The sequence below is a fragment of the Pseudoxanthomonas sp. Root630 genome (assembly GCF_001427585.1).
In the GTDB taxonomy this organism is placed as follows: Bacteria; Pseudomonadota; Gammaproteobacteria; order Xanthomonadales; family Xanthomonadaceae; genus Pseudoxanthomonas_A.
Genome location: NZ_LMGY01000018.1, coordinates 35,553 through 61,746, shown reverse-complemented (window position 1 = coordinate 61,746; position 26,194 = coordinate 35,553). Strand labels below are relative to the sequence as shown.

At 68.0% G+C, this 26,194-nt stretch carries 25 protein-coding genes; 19 read left to right on the top strand and 6 right to left on the bottom strand.

Features of this window, described 5'->3' with window-relative positions; all coding sequences use genetic code 11:
* Window positions 1–61 precede the first annotated feature (61 nt).
* From ASD72_RS17000 to ASD72_RS16985, 4 genes are read left to right on the top strand one after another with little or no spacing between them, the layout of a single operon-like run.
* Window positions 62–1,909 carry an amidohydrolase gene (locus ASD72_RS17000; RefSeq protein WP_056881284.1) on the top strand — a complete coding sequence of 616 codons (1,848 nt, stop codon included), beginning with the start codon at window positions 62–64 and terminating at the stop codon, window positions 1,907–1,909.
* Window positions 1,906–3,543 (top strand): MFS transporter, encoded by a 1,638-nt coding sequence (locus ASD72_RS16995; protein WP_162250408.1) that lies wholly within the window; start codon window positions 1,906–1,908, stop codon window positions 3,541–3,543. The genes ASD72_RS17000 and ASD72_RS16995 overlap by 4 nt, the downstream gene beginning before the upstream one ends.
* Entirely contained in the window at window positions 3,540–3,770 is a 231-nt protein-coding gene (locus ASD72_RS16990) for a XapX domain-containing protein (RefSeq protein ID WP_056881148.1), read from the top strand. The genes ASD72_RS16995 and ASD72_RS16990 overlap by 4 nt, the downstream gene beginning before the upstream one ends.
* Window positions 3,767–3,925: a DUF1427 family protein gene (locus tag ASD72_RS16985; protein WP_056881147.1), complete on the top strand. Its 159-nt coding sequence runs from the start codon at window positions 3,767–3,769 to the stop codon at window positions 3,923–3,925. The genes ASD72_RS16990 and ASD72_RS16985 overlap by 4 nt, the downstream gene beginning before the upstream one ends.
* Window positions 3,926–3,986: 61 nt before the next feature.
* Here the strand turns inward: ASD72_RS16985 and ASD72_RS16980 are convergent, their stop codons facing one another.
* A complete protein-coding gene (locus ASD72_RS16980; protein WP_056881146.1) occupies window positions 3,987–4,694 on the bottom strand; it encodes a pirin family protein in 708 nt (235 codons plus the stop codon).
* Window positions 4,695–5,005: 311 nt separating this feature from the next.
* Here ASD72_RS16980 and fdxA point away from each other — a divergent pair, with 311 nt between their 5' ends.
* A complete protein-coding gene (fdxA, locus tag ASD72_RS16975; protein ID WP_056881145.1) occupies window positions 5,006–5,329 on the top strand; it encodes a ferredoxin FdxA in 324 nt (107 codons plus the stop codon).
* 69 nt (window positions 5,330–5,398) lie between these two features.
* Here fdxA and ASD72_RS16970 read toward each other — a convergent pair whose 3' ends face one another.
* Both ASD72_RS16970 and dapA read right to left on the bottom strand, forming a co-directional pair.
* On the bottom strand, window positions 5,399–5,896 hold the full coding sequence (locus tag ASD72_RS16970) for a hypothetical protein (protein WP_056881144.1): 498 nt from the start codon (window positions 5,894–5,896) through the stop codon (window positions 5,399–5,401).
* Between the two features lie 15 nt (window positions 5,897–5,911).
* Window positions 5,912–6,820 (bottom strand): 4-hydroxy-tetrahydrodipicolinate synthase, encoded by a 909-nt coding sequence (dapA, locus tag ASD72_RS16965; RefSeq protein ID WP_056881143.1) that lies wholly within the window; start codon window positions 6,818–6,820, stop codon window positions 5,912–5,914.
* Between the two features lie 166 nt (window positions 6,821–6,986).
* Here dapA and ASD72_RS16960 point away from each other — a divergent pair, with 166 nt between their 5' ends.
* From ASD72_RS16960 to ASD72_RS16935, 6 genes are all read left to right on the top strand, one after another.
* Window positions 6,987–7,562, top strand: coding sequence for a glycine cleavage system protein R (locus tag ASD72_RS16960; RefSeq protein ID WP_200948924.1), 576 nt, complete (start codon window positions 6,987–6,989; stop codon window positions 7,560–7,562).
* A gap of 2 nt (window positions 7,563–7,564) precedes the next feature.
* The gene (locus ASD72_RS16955; protein ID WP_056881141.1) at window positions 7,565–8,071 is read left to right on the top strand and encodes a peroxiredoxin; all 507 of its coding nucleotides are present in this window, start codon (window positions 7,565–7,567) and stop codon (window positions 8,069–8,071) included.
* Window positions 8,072–8,201: 130 nt separating this feature from the next.
* A complete protein-coding gene (locus ASD72_RS16950) occupies window positions 8,202–9,599 on the top strand; it encodes a PhoH family protein (protein ID WP_056881140.1) in 1,398 nt (465 codons plus the stop codon).
* Window positions 9,600–9,614: 15 nt separating this feature from the next.
* Window positions 9,615–10,295 (top strand): YoaK family protein, encoded by a 681-nt coding sequence (locus tag ASD72_RS16945; protein ID WP_056881139.1) that lies wholly within the window; start codon window positions 9,615–9,617, stop codon window positions 10,293–10,295.
* Between the two features lie 34 nt (window positions 10,296–10,329).
* Window positions 10,330–11,139: a bifunctional hydroxymethylpyrimidine kinase/phosphomethylpyrimidine kinase gene (thiD, locus tag ASD72_RS16940; RefSeq protein ID WP_056881138.1), complete on the top strand. Its 810-nt coding sequence runs from the start codon at window positions 10,330–10,332 to the stop codon at window positions 11,137–11,139.
* The gene (locus ASD72_RS16935; protein ID WP_056881137.1) at window positions 11,136–11,987 is read left to right on the top strand and encodes an alpha/beta hydrolase; all 852 of its coding nucleotides are present in this window, start codon (window positions 11,136–11,138) and stop codon (window positions 11,985–11,987) included. The genes thiD and ASD72_RS16935 overlap by 4 nt, the downstream gene beginning before the upstream one ends.
* A gap of 8 nt (window positions 11,988–11,995) precedes the next feature.
* Here the strand turns inward: ASD72_RS16935 and ASD72_RS16930 are convergent, their stop codons facing one another.
* Both ASD72_RS16930 and galE read right to left on the bottom strand, forming a co-directional pair.
* Complete coding sequence (locus ASD72_RS16930) at window positions 11,996–13,051, bottom strand: diguanylate cyclase (protein WP_081420432.1); 1,056 nt, start codon at window positions 13,049–13,051, stop codon at window positions 11,996–11,998.
* 112 nt (window positions 13,052–13,163) lie between these two features.
* Window positions 13,164–14,180: a UDP-glucose 4-epimerase GalE gene (gene galE / locus ASD72_RS16925; RefSeq protein WP_056881136.1), complete on the bottom strand. Its 1,017-nt coding sequence runs from the start codon at window positions 14,178–14,180 to the stop codon at window positions 13,164–13,166.
* A gap of 216 nt (window positions 14,181–14,396) precedes the next feature.
* Here galE and tviB point away from each other — a divergent pair, with 216 nt between their 5' ends.
* The 8 genes from tviB to ASD72_RS16885 all read left to right on the top strand — a co-directional run bounded on the left by tviB (window position 14,397) and on the right by ASD72_RS16885 (window position 25,266).
* Window positions 14,397–15,686, top strand: coding sequence for a Vi polysaccharide biosynthesis UDP-N-acetylglucosamine C-6 dehydrogenase TviB (gene tviB / locus ASD72_RS16920; RefSeq protein ID WP_056881135.1), 1,290 nt, complete (start codon window positions 14,397–14,399; stop codon window positions 15,684–15,686).
* 25 nt (window positions 15,687–15,711) lie between these two features.
* Complete coding sequence (locus ASD72_RS16915) at window positions 15,712–16,719, top strand: NAD-dependent epimerase (RefSeq protein WP_056881134.1); 1,008 nt, start codon at window positions 15,712–15,714, stop codon at window positions 16,717–16,719.
* A gap of 96 nt (window positions 16,720–16,815) precedes the next feature.
* Window positions 16,816–17,436: an XrtA/PEP-CTERM system exopolysaccharide export protein gene (locus ASD72_RS16910; protein WP_081420431.1), complete on the top strand. Its 621-nt coding sequence runs from the start codon at window positions 16,816–16,818 to the stop codon at window positions 17,434–17,436.
* The gene (locus ASD72_RS16905; RefSeq protein WP_081420430.1) at window positions 17,436–19,025 is read left to right on the top strand and encodes an XrtA system polysaccharide chain length determinant; all 1,590 of its coding nucleotides are present in this window, start codon (window positions 17,436–17,438) and stop codon (window positions 19,023–19,025) included. Before ASD72_RS16910 ends, ASD72_RS16905 begins: the two co-directional genes overlap by 1 nt.
* A 10-nt stretch (window positions 19,026–19,035) precedes the next feature.
* Entirely contained in the window at window positions 19,036–19,803 is a 768-nt protein-coding gene (locus ASD72_RS16900; RefSeq protein ID WP_081420429.1) for a CpsD/CapB family tyrosine-protein kinase, read from the top strand.
* A gap of 20 nt (window positions 19,804–19,823) precedes the next feature.
* Window positions 19,824–21,125: a hypothetical protein gene (locus tag ASD72_RS16895; protein WP_056881133.1), complete on the top strand. Its 1,302-nt coding sequence runs from the start codon at window positions 19,824–19,826 to the stop codon at window positions 21,123–21,125.
* A gap of 10 nt (window positions 21,126–21,135) precedes the next feature.
* The gene (locus tag ASD72_RS16890; protein ID WP_056881132.1) at window positions 21,136–22,992 is read left to right on the top strand and encodes a hypothetical protein; all 1,857 of its coding nucleotides are present in this window, start codon (window positions 21,136–21,138) and stop codon (window positions 22,990–22,992) included.
* A 255-nt stretch (window positions 22,993–23,247) separates the two neighbouring features.
* A complete protein-coding gene (locus tag ASD72_RS16885) occupies window positions 23,248–25,266 on the top strand; it encodes a heparinase II/III family protein (protein WP_056881131.1) in 2,019 nt (672 codons plus the stop codon).
* A 4-nt stretch (window positions 25,267–25,270) separates the two neighbouring features.
* Here the strand turns inward: ASD72_RS16885 and ASD72_RS16880 are convergent, their stop codons facing one another.
* Window positions 25,271–26,194: a glycosyltransferase family A protein gene (locus ASD72_RS16880; RefSeq protein WP_056881130.1), complete on the bottom strand. Its 924-nt coding sequence runs from the start codon at window positions 26,192–26,194 to the stop codon at window positions 25,271–25,273.

Sequence of the window (26,194 nt, the reverse complement as noted above, 5' to 3'; positions counted from 1 at the left end):
CGTGGCGGCCGCCGCCGCGCTTGCCGCGCTGCCTCGCGATGCCCGCCCAGGAGATTCCCGCATGGCCGACCTGATCCTGCGCAATGCGCGCATCACCACGCTCGACGCGGCCCTTCCCTCCGCCAGCGCGATCGCCTTCGCCGATGGCCGTGTAGTGGCGGTCGGCGACGACGCCCAGGTGATGGCGCATGCGACCGGCGCCACCCGCGTCATCGATGCCGGCGGGCGCCGGCTGGTGCCGGGCCTCAACGACAGCCACACCCACCTGATCCGCGGCGGGTTGAACTACAACCTCGAACTGCGCTGGGACGGCGTGCGCTCGCTCGCAGACGCGATGGCGATGCTGAAGGCGCAGGTGGCGATCACCCCGGCGCCGCAGTGGGTGCGCGTGGTGGGCGGCTTCAGCGAATCGCAGTTCGCCGAGAAACGCCTGCCGACGCTGGAGGAACTCAACAACGCCGCACCCGACACGCCGGTCTTCATCCTGCACCTGTACGACCGCGCGTTGCTCAACCGCGCCGCATTGCGCGCGGTGGGCTACACGAAAGACACGCCGAACCCGCCCGGCGGCGAGATCCAGCGCGACAAGGCCGGCAATCCCACCGGCCTGCTGCTGGCCAAGCCCAATGCCCTGATCCTGTACGCCACGCTGGCGATGGGGCCGAAACTGCCGGCGGAATACCAACGCAATTCCACGCGGCATTTCATGCGCGAACTCAATCGGCTGGGCATCACCTCGGTAATCGATGCGGGCGGCGGCTTCCAGAACTATCCGGAGGACTACCGGATCATCGAGCAACTGCATGCCGACGGGCAGCTGACCGTGCGCATCGCCTACAACCTGTTCACCCAGAAGAAGGGTGAGGAGCTGGCCGACTTCCAGCGCTGGTCCACGATGCTCACGCCCGGCCAGGGCGACGACCTGCTGCGCCACAACGGCGCGGGCGAAATGCTGGTGTTCTCGGCGGCGGACTTCGAGGATTTCCGTGAACCGCGGCCGGACCTTCCCGCCACGCTCGAAGGCGAGCTGGCCGGCGTGGTGCGCTTCCTCGCCGAACAGCGCTGGCCGTTCCGCATCCATGCCACCTACGACGAGAGCATCAGCCGCGTGCTCGACATCTACGAGCAGGTGGACCGCGAGGTGCCGTTCGATGGCCTGCACTGGATCGTCGACCATGCAGAGACCATCTCGCCGCGCAACATCGACCGCGTGCGCGCGCTCGGCGGCGGCATCGCGATCCAGCACCGCATGGCCTACCAGGGCGAGTTCTTCGCACAGCGCTACGGCAAGGACGCGTTGCGGCACACGCCGCCGGTGCGGCGCATGCTGCAGGCAGGCGTGCCGGTGGGCGCCGGTACCGACGCCACCCGCGTCGCCAGTTACAACCCGTGGGTGGCGCTGTACTGGCTGGTCAGTGGACGCACGCTCGGCGGACTGCAGATGTACGGCGACGACAACCGGCTGGAACGCGAGGAAGCGCTGCAGCTGTGGACGCACGGCAGCGCGTGGTTCTCCACCGAGCAGACGCGCAAGGGCCGGCTGGCCGTCGGACAGTTCGGCGACTGCGCGCTGCTGTCGGCCGACTTCTTCAGCGTCGCGGAAGACGATATCCCCGACATCACCAGCGTGTTGACCGTGGTGGACGGCCGCATCGTGCATGGCACCGGGCCGTTCGCGCCGCATGCGCCCGCGCTGCCCGACCCCATGCCCGACTGGTCGCCGGTCAACCGCTTCGGCGGCTACCAGGGCGGAACGCTTGCCCAGGCCAGCGCGGCATTGACGCATGCGCATGGCCCGGCCTGCCGTGTGCACGAACACGGACACGCTCATGCGGCGCACCGCACCGTGCCCACGCGCGACCTGCAAACGTTCTGGGGCACGCTCGGCTGCGCGTGCTTCGCGTTCTGACCATGTCCACGCCCGCCACGCACGGTCCCTGGTCGCCGCTGGGGCAACCCACGTTCCGCGCGCTCTGGCTCGCGATCCTGGTCGGCAACATCGGCACGTGGGTCCATGATGTCGCGGCCGCGTGGATCATGGCCGAGACGACCAACTCGCCGCTGATGGTCGCTGCCGTGCAATCGGCCACCACGCTCCCGGTGGTGGTGCTGGCCATCGTCGCCGGCACGCTGGCCGACATCGTGGACCGGCGGCGCTATCTGATCCTCGCGCAACTGTGGATGCTGCTCGTGGCCAGCACCCTGGCCGTGCTCGCCCACCTCGACCGGTTGGGGCCGTGGACCCTGGTGGCACTGACCTTCGCGCTCGGCATCGGCGCGGCGATGGCGATGCCGGCGCAGCAGGCCACCACGCCAGAGTTGGTGCCCAAGCCGATGCTGGGGCCGGCAGTGGCGCTGGGCTCGCTGAGCATGAACATCGCGCGCGCCATCGGGCCGGCATTGGGCGGCCTGATCGTCGCGCAGGCCGGGATCGCCTGGGCGTTCGCCGTCAACGCGGTGACCTTCCTCGGTGTGGCCGTGGTGCTGTGGCGCTGGCGTCGCGCGCCGACCGCATCGGTGTTGCCGCCGGAAACCTTCGGCGTCGCCCTGCGCGCCGGGCTGCGCTACGCCACGCGCGCCAGCGTGCTGCAGGCGGTGCTGGTGAAGGCCGCGTGGTTCTTCACCTTCGCCAGTGCACTGACCGCCCTGCTGCCGATCGTCGTGAAGCAGGACCTGCATGCGAGCGCAGGCACCTACGGCCTGCTGCTGGGCTGCATCGGCGCAGGCGCCATCGGCGGTGCGATGCTGCTGCCCGGCCTGCGCACACGCATGGACCCGGACCGGATGGTGCTGTACGCGACGCTGGCATATGCAGCGTGCACCCTCGCCATCGCGCTGCTGCGGTGGGTGCCCCTGCTGTATGCCATCGCGCTGCTGGCCGGCTTCGCCTGGATCGCGGTGTTGTCTTCGTTGCAGATCGCCGCGCAGACCGCGGTACCGGCCTGGGTACGCGCACGCGCGCTGTCGCTGTACATCGTGGTGTTTTCCGGCGGCATGGCGGCGGGCAGCCTGGGCTGGGGTTGGCTCGCGCAGGCCTTCGGCACCCCGCGTGCGTTGCTGGCCGCCGCCATCGGCACTGCGGTGGCGGCGCTCGTGGGTGCGCGCTTCCGGTTGGGCGAAGCCGCGCACGTCAACGTGACGCCTTCGGGCCACTGGCCGCAGCCGGTCGTCGGCCCGGATCTGCACGATGATCGCGGGCCGGTGCTCGTGACCATCGAATACCGCGTGGATCCGGCGCGTCGCCAGGACTTCCTGCAACGCCTGCAACCGCTCGGCCATGCGCGGCGCCGGAATGGCGCGCTCCAGTGGGGCGTGGCGGAAGACAGCACGCAATCCGGCGTGTACCTGGAGTACTTCGTCGATGCCTCATGGCGCGAGCACCTGCGCCAGCACGAACGCGTGACCGAAGACGAACACGTCCTGCAGGACGCCCTGCTCGAAACGCTCGTCGATCCCTCGCAACGGCCGCAGGTGCGCCATTTCATCGGCGGTGCGCCGGGCGCCACGCCGCCTGCGCCTTCGACCCATGGGGGATTGGCATGAACGGGAAATTCGTCGCCGGGCTGCTGCTCGGCTTCGCCATCGGTTTCGGCTGCCGCGCCTTCGGCGTGCCGGTGCCGGCGCCGCCGGTGCTGGTCGGTGCGCTGCTGGTCGTGGCGATGACCAGCGGCTACATGCTGGCCGACCGCGTGCTGGTCCGGCGCGAGGCGCAGCACCGTCGCGATTGCGGCGGCCCGACCGGCCAGGGCGCACGGAGCGACGCGCCATGATCACCGCCCTGGTCGGCATCGCGCTCGCCCTCGCCATCGGCATCGCCTGCCGCTGGCTCGACATCCCGGTGCCCGCGCCGCCGCGTCTGCAAGGAGCGCTGCTGGTGGTGGCGATGACGGCAGGCTTCCTCGCCGCAGACCGGCTGCTGGGCTGAGGCCGCCGGACACGAAGAAGGGTGCGACCCGCGCACCCTTCCGTTCGTCACGCCATCGTGCTTACTGCATCGGCGGCAGGTCGAACACCAGCACTTCGGCACCGATGCCGCGCTCGATGCTGACCAGCGGCTCGTCCCGGTACAGCAGCGCGTCGCCGGCCTTCAGCGCCTGGCCATTCACGGTCGCTTCGCCACGCGCGATGTGCACGTAGCCCAGGCGACCGTCGGCCAGCCGCAGTTCGCCCTTCTCGCTGCCATCGAACAGGCCCACGTACATGCGCGCGTCCTGGTGGATGCCGACCGAACCGTCGGCGCCGTCCGGGCTGACAACCAGGCGCAGGCGACCCTGCTTGTCGGTGGCGGGGAACGACTTCTCTTCATACGACGGCGTCACGCCCTGGCGGTCGGGGATGATCCAGATCTGCAGGAAATGCGTGGTGCCGGTGTCGCTGTAGTTGAACTCCGAATGCTGCACGCCGGTGCCGGCGCTCATGCGCTGCACGTCGCCGGGGACGATGCTGGAGCTGTTGCCCATCGAATCCTTGTGGCCCAGCGCGCCTTCCAGCACGTAGCTGATGATCTCCATGTCGCGATGGCCGTGTTCGCCGAACCCGCGGCCGGCGGCCACGCGGTCTTCGTTGATGACGCGCAGCGGCCCCCAATGGACGTGCTTGTCGTCGAAGTAGTTCGCGAAGGAGAAGCTGTGCCAGGAATCCAGCCAGCCGTGGTTGGCATGGCCGCGCTCGTGGGCAGGACGCAGGGTGATCATGGCGGAACTCCTTCAGTGGTGGACGTGGCGCACAGCATGAGTGACTACATAAATAGAATAAACGAGACAATTTCCAATTGATTGTTCTATTAATGAAATTATCCGCCGGGAAGCGGTACGGAGACGCCCCGCATCACCCTGCCCGTCGGATGCACGTGGCGTCGCGGATCCTGGTGCGCGCCGGGCGATCATCGAGGCCGCGTCATCGCGTCGCAGTGAAGGCGGACAACGACGCCGGAGGGGAAATCTCCCTCACCCCTGCTGGCCGCGTGCATTAAACTTGCGCGGTTTCCGTTCGAGCCCGTGTCTTCATGCCCTTCGTCGTCACCGAAAACTGCATCAAGTGCAAGTACACCGACTGCGTGGAAGTCTGCCCGGTGGACTGCTTCCACGAAGGCCCGAACTTCCTGGTGATCGACCCGGACGAATGCATCGACTGCACCCTGTGCGAGCCGGAGTGCCCGATCAACGCGATCTACCCGGAAGACGACGTGCCCGCCGGCCAGGAAGGGTATGTAGCGCTCAACGCCGAGCTCTCCAGGGCGTGGCCGGTCATCACCACGCGCAAGGACCCGCTGCCCGACGCGAAGGAATGGGAAGGCAAGCCGGACAAGCTGCCGCTGCTGGAGCGCTGAACATCCCCGATGCAATGAAAAAGGGCGCCGATGGCGCCCTTTTTCTTTCCAGCGATGTCCCTGACGGGATCAGCCGCCGAGCTTGACCTTCAGCGCGGCCAGCAACTTGACCGCCGGCGGACTGGTGGCCGGCAGGCCACGCGGATCCACCGCGGACACGTAGGCACCGGCATCCACCGCGCTCACGCGCACCAGGAAGTTGGCGCCTTCATAGCTGACGTCGTACGTGCCGAGCAGCTGCGCGCGGCTGGCGATCGTCGCGCCCTCGATACCGGCCAGCGCTTCGCCGACGCGGGTGAAGGCATCGTCGCGGCTGCCGGCCACGGTGAAGCCACCCGCCGCGTTCGTCGCGGCACCGGCAGACGAAGCGGCCGGACCGACGTTCGGCACCTGCATGGCGCCACTGGTGTTGGGCACGTTGAGATCCGGCGGCACTTCCAGCGGACGGGCTTCCGGCGCCAGCGCGTAGTCGCCCTTCGCGTCCTTCTTGAACCACGAGCAGCCGGCGACGGAGACGACCAGCAGCACCAGGGCAAGCGGACGCACGAGGGAAGACGAAAGACGCATGAAATTCTCCTGGGTTCAGGCCGCGATCGTTTCGCGGGTGGATTGTGCTTCCAGCGACTGGGCCAGCGTGGCCAGTCGGTCGGCAGTGGGGGTGTGGGTATCGGACAGCGACAGCAACGGCAGGCGCAGGCCTTGGCCGATGCCCTGGCGCTGCAGCAGCGCCTTCACCGGAATGGGGTTGGATTCGACGCCGAAGAAGGCGTAGTGCTCCTGCAGTTGCTGGTCCAGCGTGGCAACCGCGTCGGCATGCCCGCCGCGCGCCAGGTCGCAGAGGCGACGGAAGGTGCGCGGCAATGCATTGGAACCGACCGAGATCAGGCCATCGGCGCCCGCCAGCATCGCGCGTCCCGCGGTGGGGTCGTCGCCACTGAGGATGGCGAAGCCTTCGCTGCGCAATGCCAGCAGCGCGGCCATGCGCTCGGGCTCGGCGCGTGCTTCCTTGATGCCGATGATGTTCGGATGATCGACCAGCTGCGCCACGGTTTCCGGCAGCAGGTCGCAGCCGGTGCGGCCCGGCACGTTGTAGAGCACGACCGGCAGCCCGCCCTGATCGGCGACGGCACGGTAGTGCGCCACCAGGCCGGCCTGCGTCGGCCGCACGTACGGCGGCGTGACCACAAGCGCCGCGTGCGCGCCGCCCTCGGCGGCACGACGGGTGGCGGCGATGGTCTTGGCGGTGTTCATCTGGCCGGTACCGGCCAGCACCGGCAGCGTGCCGCCGAGCGTTTCCACGGCGATGCGCAGCAACGTGTCGTATTCCTCGTCGGACAGCGCAGCGGCTTCGCCCGTCGAACCGGCCACCACCACGCCCTGCGTGCCACCGTCCACCTGCTGTTTGAGCAGCGCACGCCAGGCTTGCAGGTCGAGTTCGCCCGACGCCAGGAAGGGCGTAGCCAATGCGGTGATACTGCCGGAAAGGTGCAAAGGAGGTTCTCGGTGGGAGGATCCGGGCGCCCGGCGGCGCAAGTAAGCGCGGTTATCCCGGCACGCCCGCAATGTCCGCCGCATGTTACTTGCGGGCTCAAAGGGCGGGCAAGTATGCTGCCAGCGTCGCCGGGCCCTGGCCCGGCTGCCATTCAGCCAGACCGCAATGCCGGAAGCTCCTTTGACCGATTCCACGCCCCGGCCTTCGCCGACCGAAAACCATCTCCTGATTACCGCCTATACGACGCATCCGGAGTCGCCGCTTCTGTCGGTGACGCGCCGGATCGCCGACAGCGGCTGCAATCTGGTGGACGCGCGCCTGGCGACGGTGGGCCGCGACGTTTCGGTGACGGCGCTGGCCACCGGTTCCTGGGACGCGGTGGCGAAGCTGGAAGCCATGCTGTCGCGCCTGGAGCGCGACGAGGGCCTGAAGCTGGTCTTCTACCGCACCGGCCCGAAGGTGGTGCAATCCAACCTGTTGCCGTACATCGTAGAAGTGGTCGCCGCGGACAAGCCCGGCATCCTGTTCCAGCTGGCCGACTTCTTCGACCGCCAGGGCATCACGATCGAGAACCTGCAGAGCACGCGCTACCGCGCGATGCAGACCGGCGCGGAGATGTTCTCGGCGCAGGTGACGATCGGCGTGCCCGCCAACATGCACATCGCCGCATTGCGCGACGATTTCCTTGAATTCTGCGACCACCTCAACCTGGACGCGATCATGGACCCGATGAAGTTCTGACGATGACGGCGAAAAGCGCGAACGCTCTGCCCAAGTCGACATTGAAACTGCCGCTGGCGTTGTCCGGCGGCGAACATTCCCCGTCTGCCGCGGGCGCTACCACCCTCGCCGACTACGCCGGCCAATGGCTGGTGTTGTACTTCTACCCGAAGGACAGCACGCCCGGCTGCACCACCGAGGGCCTGGACTTCAATGCGCTGCTGCCGAAGTTCAAGAAGCTCGACGCCACCGTACTGGGCGTCTCGCGCGACTCGGTGAAATCGCACGACAACTTCTGCGCCAAGCAGGGCTTCAAGTTCGCCCTGGTCAGCGATGCCGACGAAAAGCTCTGCCAGGCCTTCGACGTCATCCACGAAAAGAACATGTACGGCCGCAAGGTGCTGGGCGTGGTGCGCAGCACCTTCCTGATCTCGCCCGATGGCCGCATCGCGCAGGAATGGCGCGGCGTGAAGGTGCCCGGCCATGCCGAGGCCGTGCTGGAAGCCCTGAAGGCCCACCAAGCCCAGTGACCAAATCCTCTTCCACCCCGACCACCATCCCGCGCCGCGGCGGGTCATGGTGGCGCGCTGCTGTGCGCGTTTCCGCGGCGATCGTTGTTGCGTCATGTGTTCACACATCTTCCTCCATGAGGTTGCCTGAATGACCCGTAGCAAGCGTATCTATGTGTTGGACACCAACGTGCTGATGCACGACCCCACCGCGCTGTTCAAGTTCGAGGAGCACGATGTCTACCTGCCGATGCAGGTGATCGAGGAGCTGGACAACGGCAAGAAAGGCACGTCCGAAGCGAGCCGCAACGCGCGGCAGGTCAGCCGCTTCCTCAATGAACTCGTCGAGGCCTCCGGCCTGGACAATGTGGCTGCCGGCATCCCGCTGGTGCAGCCGAACAGCCTGCAATTGCGGGGCTCGCAGAGCGCAGGCCTGCTGCGGTTCCAGACCAGCCACTTCGAAGCCGGCAAGAGCTTCGGTGCGGTCATCCCGGACAACGCCATCCTGGGCGCCATCCTCGCGCTGAAGGAACAGGAGCCGGAGATCCCGGTGGTGTTCGTCTCCAAGGACATCAACCTGCGCATCAAGGCGGCGATCGCCGGCATCGTGTCGGAGGACTACGAGAACGATCGCGCGCTGGACGATTTCAGCCTGCTGTACACCGGCGCGGATCCGCTGCCCGAGGACTTCTGGCAGCGCTACGGCAAGGACCTGCGCTCGTGGACCGACAAGGGGCGCACCTACTACGAAGTGATGATGGAGAAGGACGCGGGCTGGTATCCCAACCAGTTCCTCTACCTGCCCGGCGACGACGAGTCCGAATTCCGCGTCAGCAAGGTGGAAGGCGACAAGGCGACGCTGCAGATCGTCGACGACTTCCGTCACAGCCAGCACGCGGTGTGGGGCATCAACGCGCGCAACCGCGAGCAGAACTTCGCGCTCAATGCGCTGATGGACCCGGAAGTCGACTTCGTCACCCTGCTCGGCACCGCCGGCACCGGCAAGACGCTGCTCGCACTGGCGGCCGGCCTGGCGCAGACGATGGACCAGCAACGCTACCGGGAAATCATCATGACCCGCGCCACCGTTAGCGTGGGCGAGGACATCGGCTTCCTGCCCGGCACGGAGGAGGAAAAGATGACGCCGTGGATGGGCGCGCTGACCGACAACCTGGAAGTGCTGACGCACAACCAGGAAGGCGGCGCATGGGGGCGTGCGGCGACCAACGACCTGCTGGCCAGCCGCATCAAGATCCGCTCGATGAACTTCATGCGCGGCCGCACGTTCCTGAGCCGCTACCTGATCCTCGATGAAGCGCAGAACCTCACGCCGAAGCAGATGAAGACGCTGATCACCCGCGCCGGCCCGGGCACCAAGATCGTCTGCCTGGGCAACGTGGAGCAGATCGACACGCCCTACCTGACGGAAACGACATCAGGCCTGACCTACGCGGTGGACCGCTTCAAGAACTGGGCGCACAGCGCGCACATCACGCTGCGGCGTGGCGAGCGCTCGCGCCTGGCGGACTACGCGTCGGAAGTGCTGTAGCCGGTCGGCGACGGCATGGGCCTCCACCTTCCCCGCTGGGTCTGGATCGGTGCGGTTGCGCTGGCCTGCGTGGCGGGGATGGTCAACGTCATCGGCTACCTGGGCTTCGAGCACCAGGCGGTCAGCCACCTGACCGGTACCACCAGCCTGCTCGGGGCAGCGCTCGCGCAGGGCAACCTGCGCGCGGTGGCGCACCTGTGGGGCATGCTGATCGCGTTCTGCCTGGGCGCCATGCTCAGCGGACTGATCATCCAGGAGCAGACGCTCAAGCTCGGGCGCCGCTACGGCGCGGCGCTCGCGCTGGAGGCACTGCTGCTATTGGTGGCGATTCCGTTGTTCAAGCAGGAGCAGATCTGGGGCGCATTGCTGGCCGCCGTCGCCTGCGGCCTGCAGAACGCGATGGTCACCACCTACAGCGGTGCGGCGGTGCGTACCACGCACCTCAGCGGGATGTTCACCGATCTCGGCATCGGCCTCGGCCACCTGCTGCGTGGCATGCCGCTGCAGGTGCGGCGGCTGACGCTCAGCGGACTGATCATCAGCGGCTTCCTTGGCGGCGGCGTGCTGGGTGCGCTGCTGTACCGGCAGTTCGGCTACGACGCCCTGCTGGCCCCCGCCCTGCTGACGGGCCTGACCGGCACGGGGTACGTGGCCTATCGGCAATGGCAACAGCGAGGATCGGTCGCCGGCACCTAGGCCAGGCACGGCAATGCGGTGGCACAATCCCCGCATGACGCTTCCCTCCGTGGTCTCCGCCCTCACCATCGCCGGTTCCGATTCCGGCGGCGGCGCCGGCATCCAGGCCGACCTGAAGACCTTCGCCGCGCACCGTGTGCACGGCCTTTCCGCGATCGCCGCACTCACCGCCCAGCACACGCGCGGCGTGACGGCGGTGAACGTGCCGCCGATGGACTTCCTGCGCGCGCAACTGGACGCGTGCTTCGACGACTTCGACATCCGCGCGGCGAAGCTGGGCATGCTCGCCACCGCGGACGTGATCGGGGTCGTCGCCGACGCCTTGCGCGACCATCGCCCCGCGACGATCGTGGTCGATCCCGTGATGGTCGCCACCAGCGGCGCCAAGCTGCTCGAAGACAGCGCGCTGCACGCACTGCGCACGCAACTGCTGCCGCTGGCGCATGTGGTGACACCCAACCTGCCCGAAGCCGAACTGCTGCTCGGCCAACCGATCCCGGACGCCGCGGCCATGCGGTCCGCCGCGCACGCGCTCCTCGCCCTGGGCGCCCATGCCGTGTTCCTGAAGGGTGGCCACCTGCCCGGAGACGGCGACGTGGTGGACCTGTACGTCGATGCCGCGGGCATGACCGAAACATCGCACCCCCGGTTGGCGGTGGAGGCGCATGGCACCGGCTGCACGCTGGCATCGGCCATCGCTGCGCGCTGCGCGCTGGGCATGCCGGTGAAGCAGGCCTGCCTGGCGGCCTCCGACTATGTGCATGCGGCGTTGCGCGGCGGCTATCGCCCCGGCCGCAGCGACATCCTCGTGCTCGACCACTTCGGAGCCGCGCCCGCCGCATGAACACGTTCGCCATCGACATCGCACCGCTGGAGATTCCGCTGCGGTCGCAGGACGGGCACGGCTATACCTTGCTCGCGCGCATTCCCGCCGCCGCCACGTCCGCGCTGCTGTGGATTCCCGCGCTGGGCGTGGCGGCGCGCCACTACCTGCCGTTCGCGGACATGCTGGCGGCACGCGGCATGGCGGTGTTCGTGCACGAATGGCGCGGCAACGGCAGCAGCACGCTGCGCGCGGGCCGCCGGCACGACTGGGGCTACCGCGAACTGCTCGGCACCGATCTGCCGCTGAGCCACGCCGACGTGCAACGGCGCCTGCCCGGCCTGCCGCACCTGATCGGCGGCCACAGCCTCGGTGGGCAACTGGCCGCCTGCCACCTCGGCGCCGAGCCGGCGGCCTTCGACCGGCTCTGGCTGGTCGGCAGCGGCACGCCGTACTGGCGTACGTTCCCCGGACTTCGCGGCCATGCGCTTCCGTTCTTCTACCAGTTCGCGCCGTGGCTGGCGCATGCGTGCGGCGCCCTGCCCGGCCGCCAACTGGGTTTCGGTGGCGACGAGGCGCGCGGGCTGATCCGCGACTGGGCCCGGGTCGGCCTCAGCGGACGTTACCGCGCGGCCGGCTGGCCACAGGATCTGGAGGACGGCATGCGCCAGGTCCGCGTTCCGGTGCACGGTGTGCTGTTCGACGACGACTGGCTGGCGCCGGAAAGCTCGCTGCGCGCCTTGATGGCGAAGATGCCGGAGGCTCCCTCACGCATCGAGGTGCTGCACCACGCCGCCCTCGGTACGCGCGCCGATCACTTCGCCTGGATGAAGCAGCCGCAGGCGGTGGTGGACGCGCTGCTCGCCTGAAGGCGCGCTCAGCAGCCCACGACGATGCAGTCGCGGCCCTGTGCCTTCGCACGATAGAGCGCACCGTCCGCGCTGTTGATCCAGTCCGACACCGATGCGATGCCCGGATGCGGCTCCGACAGGCCGATGCTGACCGTGCAGCGCAGGCCGCGCGCGGAAAAGGAGTACGCCGCCACCTGCCGGCGCAGGCGCTCCGCGGCCACGATCGCTTCTTCCCAGCGCGTGTTCGGCATGACGATGCCGAATTCGTCGCCGCCATACCGCCCCCCCGTGTCGGTATCGCGCAGGCACGCCTTCAGCAACCGCGCGAATTCCTCCACCACTTCGTCGCCGATGGTGTGCCCGTACCCGTCGTTGATGTCCTTGAAGCGGTCGATGTCGATCAGCACCAGCACGGCTGGACGCGTCAGCCGGTGGTAGCGCTGCAGCTCGCTGGTGGCCGCATGCAGCCACTGCTGGCGGTTCATCAGGCCGGTCGCGGCATCGAAGCGCGCCATCTTTTCCAGCAGGTCCTTCTGTTGCCGGGCCTTGCGCGACAACGAGTGGGTGGCCACGCTGATCGCCATCGGATAGATCGCCAGGAAAGGCAGGCACGCCAGCACGACCGGATAGCTGGTGTAGGGATCGAACGCGAATCCCCCTGCGGCGCTGGCCGCCAGGCATGTCAGCGCCATCGCACCCAGCGTGCGCTGGGCGAAGCGGCCCCCGCCGATGATGATCTTGTCCATCGTGAGCATCACCGCCAGCAGCATGCTGGGCAGCGCATCGAACTGCATGGCCGCGATCCAGAAACCGCCCATCGCCGCATCGAAGGTCAGGTTCTGGAATTCGGCCTGCAGCGGCTCGTCCCGGTGGGCATTCACCCGCAGGTAGGCGAAATGCGGCCAGAGGAACGCGTTGGCCGCCAGCAGCACCCACAGGGCCGGCGGGGCACCGTGCTCCCACAGCACGGCCGCAACGCAGAGCCCTCCCAGCCCCAACCCCAGCGCACGCATGCGGTACATGCGCAGGCCGTAGCGTGAGCGGTTCTGTTCCGCCATGTCGCGCGCGGCGTCGATGGGCAAGCGAATCCAAGGGTGACGGGGTGGCCGGATTTTCGGCCAATCACGCCCCCCGCACCAGCCTGCGACGCCAGGTCGCAGGCCGCGTTATGCCAACCCGATCACATCGTCGCGCTCAGGCGGCGGGATAGCCCTGCGGATTCAACGACTGCCAGCGCCACGCGTCCCGGCACATGGCCTCCACGCCCAGCTCGGCGCGCCAGCCCAGCATGCGGTGCGCGAGCGAGGGATCGGCGTACACCTCGGCGACATCGCCAGGGCGACGGGCGACCACCTGGTAGGGGATGTCGCGCGCGGCTGCGTCCGCGAACGCCTTCACGAGTTGCAGCACACTGATGCCGTGGCCGGTGCCCAGGTTGACGGTGAGGTTGCGCCGCTCGCGTGCGACGAAGTCCAGCGCGTCGGCATGCGCGCGGGCCAGGTCCATCACGTGGATGTAGTCGCGCACGCCGGTGCCGTCCAGCGTGGGCCAGTCGCCGCCGAACACGCTCAGGCGCTCGCGCCGGCCCACCGCCACCTGGCAGATGTAGGGCATCAGGTTGTTGGGCACGCCACCGGGGTCTTCGCCGATCAGTCCCGACGCATGCGCGCCCGCCGGATTGAAGTAGCGCAGGTTGACCGCATGGAAATCCGGATCGCTCAGGCAGAGGTCGCCGATGAGCTCCTCCATGACCAGCTTGGTGCGCCCGTACGGGTTGGTGACCTGCAGGCGCGCATCCTCGCGCACCGGCACGCTGGCGGGGTCGCCGTAGACGGTGGCGGAGGAGCTGAACACCAGGCGCCGCACGCCGGTCTGCTGCATACCGTGCAGGAGGTTGAGCGTGCCGCCGATGTTGTTGTGGAAGTAATCGAGGGGCCGCTCGCAGGATTCGCCCACCGACTTCAGCGCAGCGAAGTGCACCACGGCATCGAAGTGCTGGCGGCCGAAGAACCCGCTCACGGCCTCGCGGTCGCGCAGGTCCAGCGGCTGGAACGGCACAGGTTGTCCGGTGATCTGCTGCAGGCGGCCGAGCACGCCCGGCGAGCTGTTGCTGAAGTTGTCGGCCACGATCACCTCGTGGCCGCGCTCGACGAGCACCACGTAGGCATGCGCGCCGATGTAGCCTGCGCCACCGCACAACAGGATCCGCATCTCGACTCCCCCGGTCGTGTCGCCGTCCCTTCCCGTGGACGATCACTGGAGGGTTACGCAAGTGGCGGCGCAATCAGGCCAACGAGCGGCCGCATGTCCTGCGTTCGACGGTTTGGACGTTGATGGGCAAGACACGGGGCACGGACCCGGAACGTCTGCGACGTGCCACCGTATAGACTCTTCGACTAGCGACACCTACAGGGGATCTCCACATCGATGAACGCTCCACTGCCCACCCTGGATCAGACCAGGATCGCCGTGATTGGATTGGGGTATGTCGGCCTGCCGCTGGCAGTGGCCTTCGGCCGCAAGTACCCCACGCTGGGGTTCGACATCAACGGCAAGCGCGTGGAAGAGCTGCGCGGGCACCACGACCATACGCTGGAAGTCTCGGCCGACGAGTTGCGCGACACGCCGCAGCTTGAGTTCAGCGACGATCCGGCGGCCTTGGCCGCGTGCAATGTCTTCATCGTCACCGTGCCCACGCCGATCGACGACTACAAGCGCCCGGACCTGCGCCCGCTGGAGTCCGCGAGCCGCGCCGTAGGCCGCGCCATCGGCAAGGGCGGCGTGGCGATCTTCGAATCGACGGTGTACCCGGGCGCGACCGAAGAAGCCTGCGTGCCGATCATCGAGCGCGAATCCGGCTTTACGTTCAACCAGGACTTCTATGCCGGCTACAGCCCGGAACGGATCAACCCGGGCGACAAGCAGCATCGCCTGGAGACCATCATGAAAGTCACCTCCGGCTCCACGCCGCAGGTCGCCGACTTCGTGGACGCGCTGTACGGCAGCATCATCACCGCCGGCACGCACAAGGCCAGCAGCATCCGCGTGGCGGAAGCGGCGAAGGTCATCGAGAACACCCAGCGCGACGTCAACATCGCGCTCATCAACGAGCTGGCGCTGATCTTCCACCGCCTCGGCATCGATACGCACGAGGTGCTTGAGGCTGCGGGCACCAAGTGGAACTTCCTGCCGTTCCGTCCCGGCCTGGTCGGCGGCCACTGCATCGGCGTGGACCCGTACTACCTGACCCACAAGGCGCAGCAGATCGGCTACCACCCCGACGTGATCCTGGCCGGCCGCCGCATCAATGACGGCATGGGCAGCCACGTGGCGCGCCGGGTGGCCAAGCTGATGGCCCGCCGCAACCTGCCCACGGCCGGCGCGAAGGTGCTGGTGCTGGGCCTGGCGTTCAAGGAGAACTGCCCGGACGTGCGCAACACGCGCGTGGTGGACATCGTGGCCGAACTGCGCAGCTACAACGCGCAGGTCGACGTGCACGACCCGTGGGTCAACGCCGAAGAAGCGAAGCACGAGTACGGGCTCGACCTGGTGGCGGAGCCGCAGGCCGGCCAGTACGATGCGGTGATCCTGGCCGTCGCGCACCGGCAGTTCGGCGAGCGTGGCGCCGAGGGCATCCGCGCATTCGGCAAGCCCGGCGCGGTGGTCTTCGACGTGAAGCGCGCGCTGCCCCGCCACGCGGTCGACGACTGCCTGTAACCCCTTCCTCCCCCAGGAGTACCTGATGCGCGTACTGGTCACCGGCGCCGCCGGCTTCATCGGCTCCCACCTCAGCGAGCGCCTGCTCGCCCGCGGCGATGAAGTGCTGGGCTACGACAACCTCAACGCGTATTACGACCCCACCCTGAAGGAGGCGCGGCTCGCCAAGCTGACGCCGAAGGAGGGCTTCAGCTTCGTGCGCGCCTCGCTGGAGGACCGCGCGGCGCTGGAGGCCGCGTTCGACGACTTCAAGCCGCAGCGCGTCGTCAACCTGGCCGCGCAGGCGGGCGTCCGGTACTCGCTGGAGAATCCGCACGCTTACATCGACAGCAATATCGTCGGCTTCCTGAACATCCTCGAGGCCTGCCGCCACCGCGGCATCGAGCACCTCGTCTACGCCTCGTCCAGCTCGGTCTACGGCGCGAACCGCAAGCTGCCGTTCGCGGTCGAGGACAGCGTCGACCACCCGGTCAGCCTGTACGCCGCCAGCAAGAAGGCGAACGAGCTGATGGCGCATACCTACAGCCACCTGTTCAACCTGCCCACCACCGGCCTGCGCTTCTTCACGGTGTACGGGCCGTGGGGCCGGCCGGACATGGCGCTGTTCCTGTTCACGAAGAAGATCCTCGCGGGCGAGCCGATCGACGTCTTCAACCATGGGCACCACACCCGCGACTTCACCTACATCGACGACATCGTCGAGGGCGTGATCCGCACCCTGGACCGCGTCCCCGGTGCCGACCCCAGCTACGATCCCATGGCGCCGACCCCGGCCAGTTCGCTCGCGCCCTACCGCGTCTACAACATCGGCAACCACCAACCGGTGGCGTTGCTGCGCTACATCGAAGTGCTCGAGGAGTGCCTGGGCCGCAAGGCGGAAAAGCGGCTGCTGCCGCTGCAACCAGGCGACGTTCCCGACACCTACGCGGACGTGGAGGCACTGAGCCGCGATACCGGCTACTCACCCTCCACGCCGATCGAGACGGGCGTACGCCGTTTCGCCGATTGGTACCGCGCGTTCTACCAGGCCTGACGCCCGCGCTCCGGGCGCCCGCAGAGCGCCCTCCATTGGCCGGATTCCCCCGTTGCCCCCGTTGTAGAGGGCATCAGCAGATACAGGGGATCTTCGATGAATCGCTTCTTCACCGGCCTCGGCGCCGTCCTCCTGACCGTGTTCCTGGCGTCCTGTGCGACGTCGTCCGGCAGCGAGACCGCACCGCCCACCGCCAGCACGCTCTCCACCGACGCGTACCTGATCGGCGTGGACGACATCGTCCAGGTCTCGGTGTGGCGCAATCCGGAGCTGGGCATCACGGTGCCGGTGCGGCCTGACGGCAAGATCTCCGTGCCGTTGGTCGGCGACGTCGCGGCGGGTGGGCGCACGCCCGCGGACGTGGCCAAGGACATCCAGGAGCGCCTCGCCACGTATGTGCGCGACCCGCAGGTGGCCGTGATCCTCACGGACCTGCGCAGCCACGAGTACCTGTCGCGCGTGCGCGTCACGGGCGCCGTCCGCCAGCCCGTTTCCCTGCCCTACCGTCCCGGCATGACCGTGCTGGACGCCGTGCTGGCCGCTGGCGGCGTCACCGAGTTCGCTGCCGCCGACCGTTCCGACCTGCACCGCAAGACGCCCGAGGAAACCCGCACCTACGCCGTGCGCCTGGACCGCATCCTCAATCGTGGCGACCTGAGCACCAACTACACCGTGTCGCCCGGCGACGTCATCACGGTCCCCGAGCGTACCTTCTGATGAGCCAGAGCAACCTTCCCGCACGGCGTGGTTATTCCGCGCCGGCTGCGCCGACCACTGCGCTGTCGCCGAACGACCTGGTTCCCATCCTGCTCCGCGAGGCGCGTCGCCACCGGGTGGCCCTGGTCGGCATCTTCGCTGCCGTGGCCCTTCTCACCCTGGTGGTGGGCCTGCTGCTGCTTCCCAAGAACTACACCGCGTCCACCACGATCCTGGCGCAGGAGAGCGACATCATCCAGCCCCTGCTGGAAGGACGCGCCGTGGCCACCGAGGTCGTCGACCGCGCCGGCATCGCCCGCCAGGTGATCTACGGCCGCAAGGTGCTGGAGGATGCCTTGAAGACCGGTGGCTGGCTGGAAGACGAGCCCAGCGCCATCGAGCAGGACCGCCTGATGGAACAGATCAAGGGCCGCATCGCGATCACCAGTCCGCGCCCCAACCTGATCCAGATCACCTACCGCGACAGCGACGCCAAGCGCACCTACGACGTCACCGAACGCCTGGGCGACATGTTCATCAAGGAGAGCCTGGCCACGAAGGAGCGCGAAAGCCGCGAAGCCTACGAGTTCATCGACAAGCAGGTCCAGGACTACCACGCGAAGCTGCTGGAAGCCGAAGAACGGCTGCGCGAATACCGCTCCGCCAACACGGACGCCCAGCCCGGCAGCGCCACGGACGCCAATACCCGCATCAGTTCGTTGCGGACGACGGTCGAGCAGACCCGCATGTCGTTGCTCGAGCAGCGCTCGCGTGAAGGCGCGATCGCCTCTCAACTGTCCGGCGAATCGGCGGTCACGGCCGTACAGACGCGCGAAAGTCTTTACCGCGCGCAGCTTCTCGAGCTGCAGGGCCAACTGGACCGGCTGTTGCTGAACTACACCGAGCAGCACCCGGACGTGGTCCGCGTGCGCCACCAGATGGCCGACCTCCAGCAGGCGATGGCCAACGAACAGAACCGCCGTGCGGCAGCGCCGCAGGGCGCCAGCCCGTTCGACGAGGCGCAGATGAACCCGCTGTACCAGGAACTGCGCAGCCAGCAGGCGCAGACCCGCCGCGAAGTGGCGGCGACCGCGTCGCGCATGGCCATCGCGGAGTCGATGCTGAACGACGAGCTGAATCGCAGCCGCCGTATCGCCGATTCCGAGAGCGCGCTGGCCGAGCTGACCCGCGATTACGAAGTCAACCGCGACATCTACCAGGACCTGTTGCGCCGGCGTGAGAACGCACGCGTCTCGATGCAGCTGGACCGCGAGGAGCGGGGCCTGACCCTGCGCGTGCAGGATCCGGCCACCATGCCGCTGCGGCCTACGGGGTTGCGGTTCATGCACTTCGCCATCGGCGGGTTGCTGGTCGCCGTGGGCATCCCGCTGGGCCTGCTCTTCCTGCGCGCGCGCTTCGACCCGCGCATCCGTTCGGCGCAGCAACTGCAGCGGATCTCCGACCGCCCGCTGCTGACGGTGGTGCCGGCGTACTACTCGCCGCGCGATCGCCGCCAGGAGCTCAGCCGCAATGCCATGAGCGTCGGCATCCTGATGCTGGTCGTACTCGCGTACGGGCTGGCGTTCGGCCTCAAGCAACTTGCCGCCTGAGGCCACCGTCATGACCCAGAACGCCACCATGGAAAAGCCCGTGACCCCCGACAACGAACGACTGCACGGTGTCCCCCACCGCGCCGACACCTCGCGCTCGCTGGCGTTGATGGACGAACCCACCGCGCTGACCCCGCGCGAGCTCGAAGAGCGGCGCGTCATCCATCGCAACGACTCCGTCCGCGAACAGGCCGATGCATTCCGCGATCTGCGGACCCGCTTGCTCGCACTCGGCGGCGAGCGCAACTTCGTCACCCTGGTGGCGCCGATCAGCAACGGGTGCGGCGGCAGTTTCGTCGCCCGCAACCTGGCCGCGGCGTTCGCGTTCGACGATGCCAAGAGCGCGCTGCTCATCGACTGCGACTCATTGCATCCTTCCCAGCACACGGCCCTGCGCGTCGACGCCAGCCACGGCGGACTGATGGACTACCTCGGCGACGGCGATGCCGACCTGGGCCGGATCCTCTACCGCACCGGCGTGCCGCGCCTGCGCCTGATCCCGAGCGGCCGCCAGCGCGAAATGACGGGCGAGGCGTTCAGCTCGTTCCGCATGCGCGCCATGGTGGATTCGCTGCGCAGCCGATATTCCGATCGCTACCTGGTACTGGACAGTCCCTCCGTCCTGGGTTCGCCGGACGCGCGCATCCTGTCGGAACTCGCCGACCTCGTGGTGCTGGTGGCCGGCTATGGAAAGGTCACGCCGGACAAGCTGGAGAAGGCCATCGGCAGTTTCCCGGCCGACAAGGTGGCCGGCGTGGTGTTCAACGAAATCCCGTGAAGCGGCCAAGGAGCACCGGCATGCGAACCACCCGCCTACGCGTCTCCGCCATCACGACCGCCGTGCTGGCCACGCTCTCGGGCCATGCGCTCGCCGCCCGGGTCGACTACACGGTCGACCTTGGCATGGAGCAGAACAGCAACGTGACCATGGCGCCGACCGATCCGATCGACCAGCGCTACCTGCGCGCAGGTGTCGGCTTCAGCGTCACCGAGAACCTCTCCGCGCTGCAACTCAGCCTGGACGGGCGCGCGGAGTACCGCGACTACGAAGACGACATCTTCGCCGACACCGTCGATGGCACGCTTTCCGGCCGCCTGAACTGGGTCGCGATTCCCCAGCGCCTGTTCTTCCTGGTGGAGGACAACCTGACCGTCCAGCCGGTCGACTCCCTGGTCCCCGATGGCCCCGGCAACCGCCAGCAGGTGAACGTCTTCTCGGCGGGCCCGACCCTCCTTTTCAACATGACGTCCTCGCTGCATGGCCAGGCCGAACTGCGGTATGTCCTCAGCGACGCGGAAGTCACCGACGAGTTCAACTCGCAACGCCTGGCCGGTGCGATCCGCACGACCAAGGAACTGTCGCCGACCAGCCGCCTTTCCCTGAACCTGCAGGCGCAGCGCGTCGACTTCGACGACGACATCGTCGCGCGGGACTACAACCGCTACGACCTCTACGGACGCTACGTACGCACCCTGGCGAACTTCGAGCTGGGCGCCGACCTCGGCTACTCGCGCATCGACTATCGCCAGGGCGAATCGCGATCCGAGCCGTTGATGCGTGCCGACGCCGAATGGAACATGTCGCCCCGATCGCAGCTGCGCGTCGCGTTGTCGAGCCAGTTCTCCGATACCGCGACCGATGCGCTGACGGGCATCCAGTCGGAAGCCACCATCCCGGAGAACGTGTTGACCGGCGATGCGGTGGTGAACGCCTCGCCTTACGAGGTCCGGGGTATCGACCTGGGATATCGCTTCACCGCCACCCGGGTGAACCTCTCGGTGACGCCCTACCTGCAGAAGCGCGACTACGTGGATTCGGACGAATTCGACCAGAAGACCCGGGGTTCGCGCTTCGACCTGCACTGGCTCGTGCGGCGCGCGCTCACGATGGGGACCTACGCCACCTGGGAACGGCTGGACTACACGCAGCTGGGCCGGGAAGACAAGACATCGCGCGTGGGCGCAAGCCTGGAGTACCAGTGGGCGCCCCGCTGGACGGCGCGACTGCAGGCCGAGCGCTACAAGCGCGAAAGCACCGAGTTTGGCCAGGATGTCGCGCAGAACCTCATCTACCTGAGCGTCGCCTACTCCAATCGCTGAGGGCTCCCGCATGCGCGCCAAACCTTCCACCCTGCGGACGCACGGCATCCCGAGCGCAGTACTGCTGACCCTGGCCCTGCTCGCCGCGGCCATCGGCCATTGCGGGGCCGCGGATGCACCGGAAGCCACACCCGCGCCGCGATCGGAACAGGCCGCGACGCCCGCGACGCCCGCGCCGACTCCCTCTCCCGCGATGCCGGTGACGGCGGGCGCCGACCTGCTGAAGATCGACCTGACCTTCGTCGACCGCAAGTCGCCTGCCTACGGACGCTTCCGTGGCTGGGTGGATGCCGCCGTCGCCGGCAGCCCCGGCTATGCGTTCAACGCCAGCGATGCCGCCTTGATGTTCCTGCTCAGCGATGGCGCGAAGTATTGCGACCTCGCCACCCGCATGGTCGAGAAAGAGGTGGCGGAGGCCGAAGCGGCGATCGCGACGGGTTCGCGCCCCGCCATCTCCGGCGACTCGTATCTGGAAGTGGGCCCGCGCATCGCCGACCTGGCCATGACGATGCACGCCTGTTCCGCGAGCATCGACGCCGCACAACGGAAACGCTGGTCCGCCTATGCCGAACAGGCGGTCTGGAACGTCTGGAACCATTCGCGCGCCGAATGGGGAGGCCGTACCCACGCATGGACCGGCTGGTCCGTCGACAACCCCGGCAACAACTACTACTACAGCTTCATCGAAGCGACGATGTACTGGGCGCTGGTGAGCGGCAGCCAGACCTGGATGGACGATCTGCGCACACGGCGCCTGCCGCCCCTGAAGGCTTATTACGCCGGGCTCCCGGGCGGAGGCAGCCGCGAGGGCACCGGCTACGGCGCTGCCCAGATGCGTCTGTTCGGCCTGTATCGCCTGTGGAAGGACAGCACCGGCGAGGACCTCGCTGCCGGCAGCACGCATGCGCGCGACAGCATCCCTTACTGGGTCCATGCCACGGTTCCCACGCTGGATCGCTTTGCTCCTATCGGCGACCAGTCACGCAACTCGGTTCCCGAGCTGTTCGACTACCACCGCCGGCTGGTACTGGAAGCCCGCCAGCTGACGAGCGATCGCGAAGCGCAGGCGATGGCGTCGTGGTGGCTGGACCACATCTCGGTACCGCGGATGACGCAGGGCTTCAACAGCCGCTACGACCTGCTTCCCGCGGGTGAGGGCGGCACGCCTCCCTCGGCGCTGGTCTACCTGGCCGAGGGCGCGGGCCACCTGTTCGCACGCAGCGACTGGAGCAAGGACGCGATGTGGATGTCCTTTGTCGCCGGCCCCTACAACGAGAGCCACGCGCACCAGGAACAGGGCGGATTCACCCTGTTCGCGCGCGACTGGCTGGCCGTGACCGAGAACATCTGGAGCCACAGCGGCATCCAGCAGGGCACGCCCGTCCACAACGTGGTGCGCTTCGAGCGTGCGAACCCGGATGCCCTGCAATGCGCCGCCCCGCGGGGCGACGTGGTGGTGCATCAGTGCGAAATGCCGCAGTCGCGCTCCCGTCTGGAGGTCACCGCGCGCGCGGACGGCGGCGTGACCGCCGTCGCCGACATGACTCCGGTCTACCGCGACAACCCTGCCCTGCGGTCCTGGAAGCGACGCATCGACTTCGCTGGCCGCACGTTGCGGGTGCGCGACGACTTCAGCCTGGGCACGGGCACGCGAGCGATCTTTCAGGTCAACGTGCCCGAACGCCCCGTGATCCAGGGCAATGAGGCCATCGCCGGCCGCCTGCGCATCCGCGTGCTGGAACCGGCCAACGCCACGCTGAGCATGCATACCTGGAGCGACGACGACGCCCAGGAGTTCCGTCGAGGATGGCGAGTGGACGTAGCGGGTGGCCAGGAGGGCTATACCGTCGAACTGAGCGAAAAATGACGGCGATCACACTCCAATGCTGATCGCAGCGTGGTGTCGGGCCATCACATAGCGGTGAACTCCCCTGCTGCTGCCTGAACCAGACCGCATTTCTGTGACCCAGGGCGTCCGATTCTTCTGAAGCCTCACGTTATGATCCGCCCGCCGTTGCGCGGATCGCATGTAGCGAGGGGGCGCTGCAGCGGGTAGCCACCAGCCTTTGGGCTGTCGTCTTCCAATTCTTTCGTGCGCGGTTTTCTTGCCAGGAGAACCCCCTTGTCGCGCACGTCCGTTTCCCCCCGTACCGCACGCCGCCTGCCGCTCGCCCTGTTCCTGGGCGCGGCCTCGCTGACCACTCTTACCGCTGCCAGTGCCGCGAGCGGCCTGTTCGGCCTGCGCGCCCAGGCCTTCGCCTCCGACGCCTGGGACCAGGCAGAGGACGATTTCGCCACCCTACGCGACACAGGACGCGACAACATCGTTCGCTTCTGGACGCGAGCCACGTCCACCGCCAAAGTCGCGCGCCGGGCGCGTGAACGAGGGGGCGCCACCTCCTCCGCCGGCGTTGGCGAGGGTTCGCTCCCCACCCAGGGCACCGATCTTCTCGCGGGCGTCGATTCCAGTCCCGTCATGAGCAGCGGCGGCCGGATCAGTTCCAATTCTTCGCGTCCCCGCCGCGTCAACCTGCCCATGCCGGTGCCGCCGGTGGACAAGAGCTCGGCGGCCTACACCCGCTTCAAGGGCTGGGTCGACGCCGCCGTCGCCGGCAGTCGCGGCTACGGTTTCGCCGCATCCGAAGCCGCCCTGATGTACCAGCTGTCGCCTGAGGCCAAGTACTGCACGCTCGCCGTCCAGATGGTCGAAGAGCAGGTCACCGCCGCCGAAGCCGCCATCGCCGCCGGCGGCCGACCCGAAGTGTCGGGCGACTCGTACCTGGAAGTCGGCCCGATGATTTCGGATCTGGCGTACACCATGACGGTCTGCGGCGGCAGCATCACCGCCACCCAGCGCACCCGCTGGTCGGCCTACGCCGAACAGGCCGTGTGGAACGTCTGGAACTACAACAGCGCGACGTGGGGCGGGCGCAGCCATCCGTGGTCGGGCTGGTCGGTCAACAACCCCGGCAACAACTACTACTACAGCTTCGTCGAGGCCACGATGTACTGGGCCCTGGCCAGCGGCAACAGCACCTGGTTCAACTTCCTGCGCGACAACAAGCTGGCGGCCCTGCAGGCTTACTTCGCCCGGCTGCCCGGCGGCGGCAGCAGCGAGGGCACCGGTTACGGCACCGCGCACATGCGTCTGTTCTCGCTGTACCGCATCTGGCGCGACGCCACCGGCGTGGACCTGGCCAATGCCAACAGCCACGCAGCCGACAGCATCCCCTACTGGATCCATGCCACGGTGCCGACGCTGGATCGCTTCGCACCGATCGGCGACCAGTCGCGCAATTCGGTTCCCGAGCTCTACGACTACCATCGCCGCCTGATGCTGGAAGCGCGTTCGCTGGCCACCACGTCGGTGGCGCAGAACCAGGCGACGTGGTGGCTGAACAACATCTCCGTCACCCGCATGAGTTCGGGCTTCAACTATCGCTACGACCTGCTGCCGGCGGGTAGCACGGCCGCTGCGCCCACCGACCTGATCTACCACGCACGCGGCCCGGGTCACCTGTTCGCACGCACCGGCTGGACGCGCGATGCGATGTGGCTGGCCATCGTCGCCGGCCCCTACAACGAAAGCCACGCACACCAGGACCAGGGCTCGTTCACGCTGTTCTCCGGCGACTGGCTGGCGGTCACTGCCAACATCTGGAGCCGCAGCGGCATCAATGGGGGCACCGATGTGCACAACCTGGTGCGCTTCGTCCGCAACGGCACGGTGGCGCGCCAGTGCGAGTCCACCACCCGGGCCTCGACGCTCACGGTCAATCCCGGCAGCGGCGGCTCGTTCACCGCCGATGCGAACCTGACGCCGGCGTTCTGCAACACCGATGCGGTGACGAACTGGCAGCGCAACTTCAACTTCGCCAACCGTCGCCTGACCGTCCGCGACACCTTCAGCATCACCAGCGGCACCACGGCGACCTTCCAGGTGAACGTACCGGTCGCCCCCACCCTGGTGAACAGCCGCGAAGCCACCGCAGGCCGTTTGCGCGTGCGCGTGCTGGAGCCGGCCAACGCGACGATCAACTCGAACTTCAGCACCGGCAAGTACGTGGAAGATGGCGCCCGCTATCGCATCGACGTGCAGGGCGGCACCACCGGTTACGTGGTGGAGCTGAGCGAGATCTGATCCTTCAGAGGCAGTACTGCGTCCGCCGCCCGCGTTTGCGCAGGCGGCGGCGCATGTCCAACAGGCGTGCCGGCACATAGCTGATCGACATCAGTCCGATCCGTTCCAGGGTCGGCCGTTCGAACAGGGCCCGCACCAGCAACCGACGGGCGGGCAGCGGGCGCCGCGCGTGGATCAGGTGGCGCGCGAAATCGGTACGGATGGCGCGCAGTTTCCAGCGCACGTCGCGTTTGGGAAGCTCCAGCAAGCGCCCCAACTGTTTGGCGTTGCGGATTTCGGCCATCGCGCAACGCTCGATCCGGCTGGTGAGGCTCCCTTCCGCCGGCGTGTAATGGCCGACCAGTCCCTGGCAGGCGCGCACGCGCCAACCCGCATGCGCGATGCGCAACCACAGGTTGTAATCCTCGGCACCGATCAGCTCCGGCGACTCGAAGAAGCCGCCCAGCTGCTCGAAGATGTCCCGGCGCACGACGCTCATCGACGTGCAGATCCGGTTGCCTCGCCACAACAGGTCGAAGCCCATGTCGGCGGGCAGCGCCAGGCGGTCTTCGCGGGCGCCTCCGTGCAACAGGCCCGCGCGCGGGTCCGACGCCAGTGCGAGCTGCGCCTGCATCTTGTGCGGCAGCCAGCTGTCGTCCGCATCGAGGAAGGCGATCCACGTCCCGCCGCTGGCACGGACGCCCGCATTGCGGGCCGCGGCCGGCCCGGCATTGTCCTGCTGGAGCAGCGTCACGCGGCCGCCGTAGCCGGCGACGATGCGGGCGATGTCCTCGCGGTCGGGAGACCCGTCGTCCACGACGATCACTTCGCGTGCGGGCGCGGTCTGCGCCATCACGCTGTCGAGCGCATCCGCCAGCGTGGCGGCGGCCCGGTAGGCCGGGATCACCACGGTGTAATCGGCGACCGTCGCGGGGGAAGACGGCGTCAT